This is a genomic window from Flagellimonas alvinocaridis, from assembly GCF_004916895.1.
GTDB lineage: Bacteria > Bacteroidota > Bacteroidia > Flavobacteriales > Flavobacteriaceae > Flagellimonas > Flagellimonas alvinocaridis.
On sequence record NZ_SNTZ01000018.1, the window covers coordinates 23,224 to 30,972 of the forward strand.

General features: G+C 43.1%; 6 protein-coding genes. 5 read left to right on the forward strand and 1 reads right to left on the reverse strand.

Translation table 11 applies throughout. From position 1 onward, the window contains the following. Positions 1-8: 8 nt before the first annotated feature. The 5 genes from EZV76_RS16345 to dsrP all read left to right on the forward strand — a co-directional run bounded on the left by EZV76_RS16345 (position 9) and on the right by dsrP (position 6,133). Entirely contained in the window at positions 9-2,336 is a 2,328-nt protein-coding gene (locus EZV76_RS16345) for a molybdopterin-dependent oxidoreductase (protein WP_136567610.1), read from the forward strand. 3 nt (positions 2,337-2,339) lie between these two features. Beyond that, positions 2,340-3,059 (forward strand): multiheme c-type cytochrome, encoded by a 720-nt coding sequence (locus tag EZV76_RS16350; RefSeq protein WP_136567611.1) that lies wholly within the window; start codon positions 2,340-2,342, stop codon positions 3,057-3,059. After that, a complete protein-coding gene (locus EZV76_RS16355; RefSeq protein WP_136567612.1) occupies positions 3,049-3,678 on the forward strand; it encodes a cytochrome c3 family protein in 630 nt (209 codons plus the stop codon). The genes EZV76_RS16350 and EZV76_RS16355 overlap by 11 nt, the downstream gene beginning before the upstream one ends. A gap of 10 nt (positions 3,679-3,688) precedes the next feature. Continuing rightward, positions 3,689-4,816, forward strand: a complete 1,128-nt coding sequence (locus EZV76_RS16360) for a 4Fe-4S dicluster domain-containing protein (RefSeq protein ID WP_136567613.1) — start codon at positions 3,689-3,691, stop codon at positions 4,814-4,816. Between the two features lie 84 nt (positions 4,817-4,900). Further along, positions 4,901-6,133: a sulfate reduction electron transfer complex DsrMKJOP subunit DsrP gene (gene dsrP, locus EZV76_RS16365; RefSeq protein WP_136567614.1), complete on the forward strand. Its 1,233-nt coding sequence runs from the start codon at positions 4,901-4,903 to the stop codon at positions 6,131-6,133. A 276-nt stretch (positions 6,134-6,409) separates the two neighbouring features. On the opposite strand, the gene EZV76_RS16370 is transcribed toward dsrP, so the two are convergent. Continuing rightward, the gene (locus EZV76_RS16370; protein ID WP_136567615.1) at positions 6,410-7,030 is read right to left on the reverse strand and encodes an HPP family protein; all 621 of its coding nucleotides are present in this window, start codon (positions 7,028-7,030) and stop codon (positions 6,410-6,412) included. Positions 7,031-7,749: the final 719 nt, after the last annotated feature.

Below are 7,749 nucleotides of genomic sequence, written 5' to 3' on the forward strand. Positions count from 1 at the left end.
TCATGTCTATGTACAGATCTGTAACCAATAGAAGAAGCTTTATAAAGAAAATGGCAATGCTTTCCGCAATGACAGCTGCTGCTTCAATGTTTCCCGGGATTGTCTTTGCTAGTGAACAGGAAAAGAATATTCCCGAAGATGCCAACCTGGATTGGAAAAAAGGCCCCTGCCGTTTTTGTGGTGTAGGTTGCGGTATTCTGGTAGGAACAGAAAATGGAAAGGCAGTTGCGGTAAAAGGAGATCCCCAATCATCTGTGAACAAAGGCCTGTTGTGTGTGAAAGGATATCACCAGATCATGTGCATCCAGTCCAAAGATAGGCTCACGCATGCTTTGGTCAAGAGAAATGGACGATATGTAAAAACCCCACTTAGCGAAGCACTTGATATTGTAGCGGATAAGATGAAGAGTACCATTGATACCCACGGTAAGGATGCAGTGGCCATGTACACCTCGGGGCAATCAACAATTCCGGAAGGCTATGTGGCCTCCAAATTCATGAAGGGTGCCATCGGGACCAATAATTTGGACTGCAACGCACGCCTTTGTATGGCAAGTGCCGTAGCAGGGTTTTTAACCACCTTTGGTGCAGATGAACCAATGGGCTGCTATGAAGATATCGACCATGCAGATTATTTTGTTACTTGGGGCAACAATATGGCTGAAATGCACCCTGTCCTATTTTCTAGAATGCTTGAGCAAAAAGCAACAAGAGGAGCAAAAATCATAGACTTTGCGACAAGGACAACACGTTCAAGCACAGCATCGGACAAGTCCATATTATTTGAACCACAAACCGATTTGGCCGTAGCAAATGCCATTTGTTATGAGATCATCAAAAACAATTGGGTAAATACATCCTTTGTGGAAAAACACTGTAACTTCAGCAAGGGAATTACCAATATGGGCTACGGTCTTGAAGACAACTACACCTTCGCGGACAAACCGGAACCGATAGATTTTGAAGCCTATAAAGAGTTTTTGAAGGATTACAGTCCAGAGAAAGTTTCAAAATACTCCAAAGTATCCGTTAAGGACATTAAGTATTTGGCGGCTATTTATGGCGACCCCAATAAAAAAGTCGTTTCGTATTGGTGTATGGGGATGAACCAACACACTCGGGGTACTTGGATAAACAACCTGGTGTATAACATTCATTTGTTGACCGGAAAAATTTCACAACCCGGTAATGGTCCATTTTCATTGACGGGCCAACCCTCAGCTTGTGGTACTGCCCGTGAAGTGGGCACGTTTACTCATAAATTGCCCAAAGGTGTGGTTACCAATGAAAAGAGTAGAAGGTTAGCGGCCAAAATTTGGAAAGTACCCTACGAGCGTATACCCCCCAAACCAACCTATCACGCCACTGAAATGTTCAGGGCGGTCGATAGGGGCGATATTAAATTTATCTGGACACAAGCGACCAACCCTTTAGTGTCCCTACCAAAAACAAGTCGTTACCGCCCCGGAATGCAAAAGGATTCTTGTTTTGTCGTGGTGTCGGATGTTTTCCCAACGCCTACTTCCGATGTGGCCGATGTTATACTTCCGGCGGCTTGGCATATCGAGAAGAGTGGTCTGTACGGCAACTCTGAACGGAGAACGCAACACTGGGATAAAATGGTGGAAGCCCCGGGAGAAGCCACGGAAGACGCTTGGATGTTCATCGAAGTTGCCAGACGTATGGGGTATGGAGATCTATTCCCTTACAGCAAAGAAAATCACGTGGAAGAAATCTATAATGAGTATAGACAGTTCCATGAAGGACCAAAGCATGGAATGGCTCCCCTCGAAGTGCTTAAAAAGGAGTCCGGGGTTATTTGGCCTTATGTAAATGGAAAATCCACCCAATGGCGATTCAATAGCACCTATGACCCTGCCTGTTCCAATGGGGAAGACTTTCACTTTTATGGAAAACCGGATGGCAAGGCAGTAATATGGCAACGTCCTTTTGAAGAAGCACCGGAAAAACCGGACCAAGAATATCCTTTTTGGCTCAATACCGGACGGGTAGTGGAACACTGGCACACAGGCTCCATGACGCGCAGGATACCCGTATTGCACCAGGCAATGCCCCATGCGTATGTGGAATTCCATCCAGAAGATGCAAAATCCTATGGAATTAGAAATGGCGATCAAGTAAAAGTAAGTTCAAAAAGGGGCTCGTGTGTTTTACCTGCATCGATAAATGAACGGGGTTTGCCTACAAAAGGTCAGGTCTTTGTGCCATTTTTTGATGAAAACATGTTGATCAATGACGTAACCTTGGATGCCTTTTGCCCTATTTCAAAAGAACCCGATTATAAGAAGTGCGCTGTCAAGGTCGAAAAAGTATAGGCGATGAGAAAACGTTTGGGAATCATATCGTTCTTTGTGGTCATCTTTATGGCATTTATAGTCGTCTGGAACTATAGTTATCAACAAGGTCGGGAAGAGGCCTATATCCCTGTGATCGATACACCATCAGGTAACTACATCCCTTCCGAACGGGGTGCCTTTCTTCGGTTTGAAAATCCAAATATGGATTATGTAAATATGCCCGTGGATGAAAATCATCAGCGGTCATTGGAAGACTATTATGACAATAGGGCCTATCTGGGCGCGCCGCCCAGTATCCCACATCCAGTGGCAAAAGAACGAAGTTATGGCGGTAATACATGTATACAATGCCATCAAAACGGGGGGTTCGTGGAGAAGTTCAATGCCTATGCTCCGGTAACACCACATCCGGAAATGGTGAACTGTCGTCAGTGCCACGTTACCAAAAATACAAATACAACTTTTACGGAATTTGATTTCGATAAAATGCAACCCCCAAAAGTTGGCGTAGGTGCAAATAATGCCATGCCAGGGAGTCCCCCCATGATCCCACATCAATTGCAATTTAGGGAAAGTTGCATCTCCTGTCACGCAGGGCCTAGTGCGCCCAAAGAGATCAGGGTGACACATCCGGAACGCATTAATTGTAGGCAATGCCATTTACCACAAGAAAATAGGGCCATACCTAAGATGGACGCCAGCACTTTTTTAAGACAATTTGACCAGCTCAATGAAAAATAGATACCTGATATACCATGCAATGCTGCTTTTTGCGGTCTCCTTCGTTTCTTGTAAGCAAGATGGGGAGTACCACACCATTACCGATAAGATAGAAGCGGATCAAAAACCCTATCACGGTGATCTATCCTCCGAGGAGTTGCTTGCCGGTACTGAATTGATACAGATAACCGAAGGTGAGCATACGTTTCTTATCCCTGAACGAAAAGGACAGATCAAATCATATGCCTGTATAGAATGTCATAGCAAACCTTTGAATGAAATGAAGGGTGCTAACGGTCAGAAAGCACATTGGGATTTAAAAATTAACCATGCGGCCATTGAAACCATGGATTGTGCAACATGTCACAATCCGGATAATATGAATAACCTCAAAAGCCTTACGGGAAAGGATATTGACATTAATTTGAGCTATAAGCTCTGCGCCCAATGCCACAGCAAGCAGTTTGAAGACTGGAAAGGTGGTGCACACGGAAAAAAAGTGGCAGGGTGGGCCCCGCCAAGGGCATCCATGACCTGTGTAAACTGCCATAACCCCCACAATCCAGGTTTTGAAACTAGATGGCCAGCGCAGTTCAATACTCAAAAAGTCGAGGAACGAAAGGATGGTTTAGGTCATTAAAAAAATAGGTATGAGCAATCGAAAAAAATGGTTTTCTCTGGACTTGGGTCCACATAACAAGAAGAAATCTTCGGGAAACTGTGGATGTAGCAACCCGCAAGGAAGTTGCGACAGTGGTCCTGAAAAGGAAGAATTGAATGCAGAGGAGTTCTATGAGGCGGCCATCAACGCATCCATCGGTGATGAAAGGAGGAAAGATGGTTTTGACCAGGTGTTCGATGTACAAATGGACAGAAGGGATGCTTTCAAAAAACTTACGGCCAGTCTTCTCATCGGAGCCGGCGCCATCAGTTCCTGTACAAGTGTGATCCAAGATCCGGACAGCAAGGAAAAGGCTCAGATAGATTGGGAAGAGCAGTTCAAGGGAAACTATAAATTGATGACCGATGAAGAAAAAAAGCAGACCGTGGACAGGTTGATGCGTTCTTATGAATTAAGAACAGGCAAGAACATCAGTATGTCCTCAAAGAATGCAGAGGAGGACGTGCTTTTTGGATATGCGTTCAATATTTCCAAATGCCAAGGGTATATGGACTGTGTAAGTGCTTGTGTTGAAGAAAACAACCAGGACAGAAAATCACAAATGCAATATATCCGTATCCACGAGATGAAAGATGGTAAAGGCTTCAATTTTAATGAAGCTGATGACAATTACTATCACGAAGTACCGGCCGAAGGTCATTTTTATATGGGGACCCAGTGTTTTCATTGTGATAACCCTCCTTGTGTGGATGTTTGTCCTGTACAGGCTACCTGGAAGGAAGAGGATGGTTTAGTGGTCATCGATTATGATTGGTGTGTCGGGTGCCGTTACTGTATGGCCGCCTGTCCCTATGATGGAAGACGTTTTAATTGGAGCAAACCAGAAGTTCCGGAAAATGAGATCAATAAAAATCAACATTATCTCGGGAATAGAATGCGCAAAAAAGGGGTAATGGAAAAATGTACCTTCTGCGTGCAGCGGTCGAGAAAGGGTAAAAATCCAGCCTGTGTGGAAGCTTGTCCCACAGGAGCCAGGATTTTTGGAAATCTATTGGATCCCAATAGCACCATCCGATGGGTATTGGAGAACAAGAAAGTGTTTCGATTAAAGGAAGACCTGGGCACGGAACCCAAGTTCTGGTATTTTATGGATTAAATTTTAAAATACAGGAGTATCTACAACTTATTTCGATGGGTTTTGGTGGTAACACTGTATTGGCAATGCGTAAAACAATAGAGAATGAGACAATTAAAAGTGATCAGGAGCTTGGTGATCGATAGTTTGGACACGATTACCAAAGGCTCTAAAAAATACCACCTTTGGATGGGTTTTTTGACCCTCGTCATGCTCATTGGGATGTACTGCTATTCCATTCAGTTGGATGAAGGATTAAGCGTAACCGGAATGACGGATAGGGTAAGTTGGGGACTTTATATTTCAAATTTCACATTTTTGGTAGGTGTTGCGGCCGCAGCGGTGATGCTCGTAATGCCCACCTATGTTTTAAAGGATATTGATTTTAAACAGGCCGTGCTCATCGGGGAGGGACTGGCAGTGGCGGCCTTGATCATGTGTCTGGCTTTTGTTGTTGCTGATATGGGAGGACCATCGGTATTATGGCATATGATTCCGGGTATCGGAGTTTTTAATTTCCCGAATTCCATGCTCACCTGGGATGTAATCGTACTCAACGGATATCTCTTCATCAACATTAGTATTCCTTTTTATATATTATATAGGCATTATCAGAATAAAGAGGCCAAGAAGAGAATATACGTGCCAGGGGCCGTATTATCCGTATTCTGGGCCGTTGGAATCCATTTGGTGACCGCGTTCCTATATCAAGGTCTACAGGCACGTCCTTTTTGGAACAACGCGCTATTAGGACCTCGTTTCCTTGCGTCCGCGTTTGCCGCCGGACCCGCATTGATTATATTGGTTTTGGCCATAATCCGTTCCTTTACGGCATTCAAAATACCCGATAAAACCATAGGGAAAATTGCCATGATCGTCACGGTGGCTGCGCAAATCAATTTGATCATGCTGGTATCGGAACTGTTCAAAGAATTTTATGCACCGACACACCACAGTGAAAGTGCCTATTACTTATTTTTTGGACTCCATGGGAAAAATGCATTACTACCCTGGATTTGGACGGCCATTCCCCTTAATGTATTGGCCACGGTCATGTTGACCTTCGGAAAACTCCGAAAAAACCCAAAAATTTTATACTTCTGTTGCTTTATTCTATTTGTGGCCATATGGATTGAAAAAGGGTTTGGTCTAATTGTACCAGGATTTATTCCTGGGCCTTATGGCAAGATTGCAGAATACTTGCCTACGGGGATTGAGGTGGGCGTTACTTTGGGTATTTGGGCATTAGGGGCATTTGTCTTTACTATTCTTGCAAAAACCGCTATTGGAATCGAGCTTGGGGAATTACGGTTTAAATTAAAACAAACAGAATCGTGAGCAATCGTATTGCTGGAAAAGGTAACAATTGCTGGATTACCCAATATGAAAAGTGATAAAATGGGTACTGTTGTTGTAAAGTATCATGTCCAATTTATTACAAAAAAAATGGTCAATGGTAATCGATGTTGATTAAAATAGAAATGATACTATTTTGATAGGGCTCCTTTTCAGTTCCATAAATTTGAATTTGTGTTGATTACGGTTGAGTAACATTTATGAATATCCCCTTTGATTCAGATCAGATGCTTGCTTCTGATGTGTGAAAAGGATGTTTCAAGTAGATTTTTTTACCCTTTTTACGGTGTTCAGTGCTGGTTTTGCGACTAATTTTATCAAACGTAAAAAACGTCCGTCCGCTGGGTATCGACGCTCCGGGGTCAAGTTGTTGAAGGTAAGTGCTACCAATAACATGACGAGGACTCCACTGAAAACCGGGAAGAGGACATACCAATATCCCAATCCGATGATTTTTTCGGAACCTATTACAGCAATAAGAGCCGTTGCTCCGCCAGGGGGGTGGAGGGTCTTACTGTATTGCATGGCCAGAATGGAAAGTGAGACGGATAGGGCAGCGGCAAGCCATAGAATATCTCCAAATAATTGACAGATCGTAACGCCTATGACAGCACTGATGACATGGCCCCCAATCAGGTTACGAGGTTGTGCCAAAGGACTATGGATGGCTCCATAAATTAACACTCCTGTGGCACCAAAAGACCCAATGAGCAATATGTTGTCCGATTGGTCAAGATAATGGCCCTGAAAGACACCGATACAGGCAATACCAATAAAGGAACCCAAGAATGACCAAAGTTGTTCTTTGGGCTCCACAGAGGTTTCTCTATAAACGATATACCTCCCAATTCGATACCCTCGTTTGAAATTCTTTCGCATAGGCGGCCAAAGATACACCCTTGCTCTGATGAAGCAATGTCCTACTCTGATATTTTGGACTTTGTTTGGTACTTTTTTGTTATGAGGATAACGCTTATGGTAAATGTATAGGTTCTGTCACATTAGTATGGAGTGTTACATAATCATATACTTATTAAGCTGGTTGAAAACTTAAAATTGGAAACTTTCACGTTTAGAAGTAAAATGCTTAAGGATTATTACTATTTTTACCACGGTTTAACACATAAAAAATGTGTTCAAAAGTTGTTTTTTTCGTTCCGTGTTCTTAAAGGGAACATCCTTAAGATTAGGGTGTTAAAACATTGATAATTAAATATTTATAAATCGGATGTGGTTTCTGCCACCCCGACGAACCACTAAATAGGTGGTATTAAAGCACTGTTAATCGACTGATTGACAGTGCTTTTTGTTTTTTATGCATTCATCTGATATCAAATAAAACCATATAAAAGGTGTAGAGTTCGGTGAATGGTTCGGTACGTTTCTTGTGCATAATTTAGTTTCAGTTTGACGCTGTTTATGGGTGTTTTGCAAACCAGTTTTGTCAAACCTGGAAACGCCGGACATAGTATACCACCCTCGCCGGGTTAAAGTGACCATAGCTGGCCGGACGAAAGTGACCCACCCGCGCCGGGCCAAAGTGGACCACCTTTAGATTAGATCTATCTGTAAAAAGTCTAAGTGCTTTTTTTGTTAAA

Coding starts and splice junctions, on each gene's coding strand:
- dsrP (WP_136567614.1), top strand. CDS start 4,901: ATGAGACAATTAAAAGTGATCAGGAGCTTGGTGATCGATAGTTTGGAC.
- EZV76_RS16355 (WP_136567612.1), top strand. CDS start 3,049: ATGAAAAATAGATACCTGATATACCATGCAATGCTGCTTTTTGCGGTC.
- EZV76_RS16360 (WP_136567613.1), top strand. CDS start 3,689: ATGAGCAATCGAAAAAAATGGTTTTCTCTGGACTTGGGTCCACATAAC.
- EZV76_RS16350 (WP_136567611.1), top strand. CDS start 2,340: ATGAGAAAACGTTTGGGAATCATATCGTTCTTTGTGGTCATCTTTATG.
- EZV76_RS16370 (WP_136567615.1), bottom strand. CDS start 7,030: ATGCGAAAGAATTTCAAACGAGGGTATCGAATTGGGAGGTATATCGTT.
- EZV76_RS16345 (WP_136567610.1), top strand. CDS start 9: ATGTACAGATCTGTAACCAATAGAAGAAGCTTTATAAAGAAAATGGCA.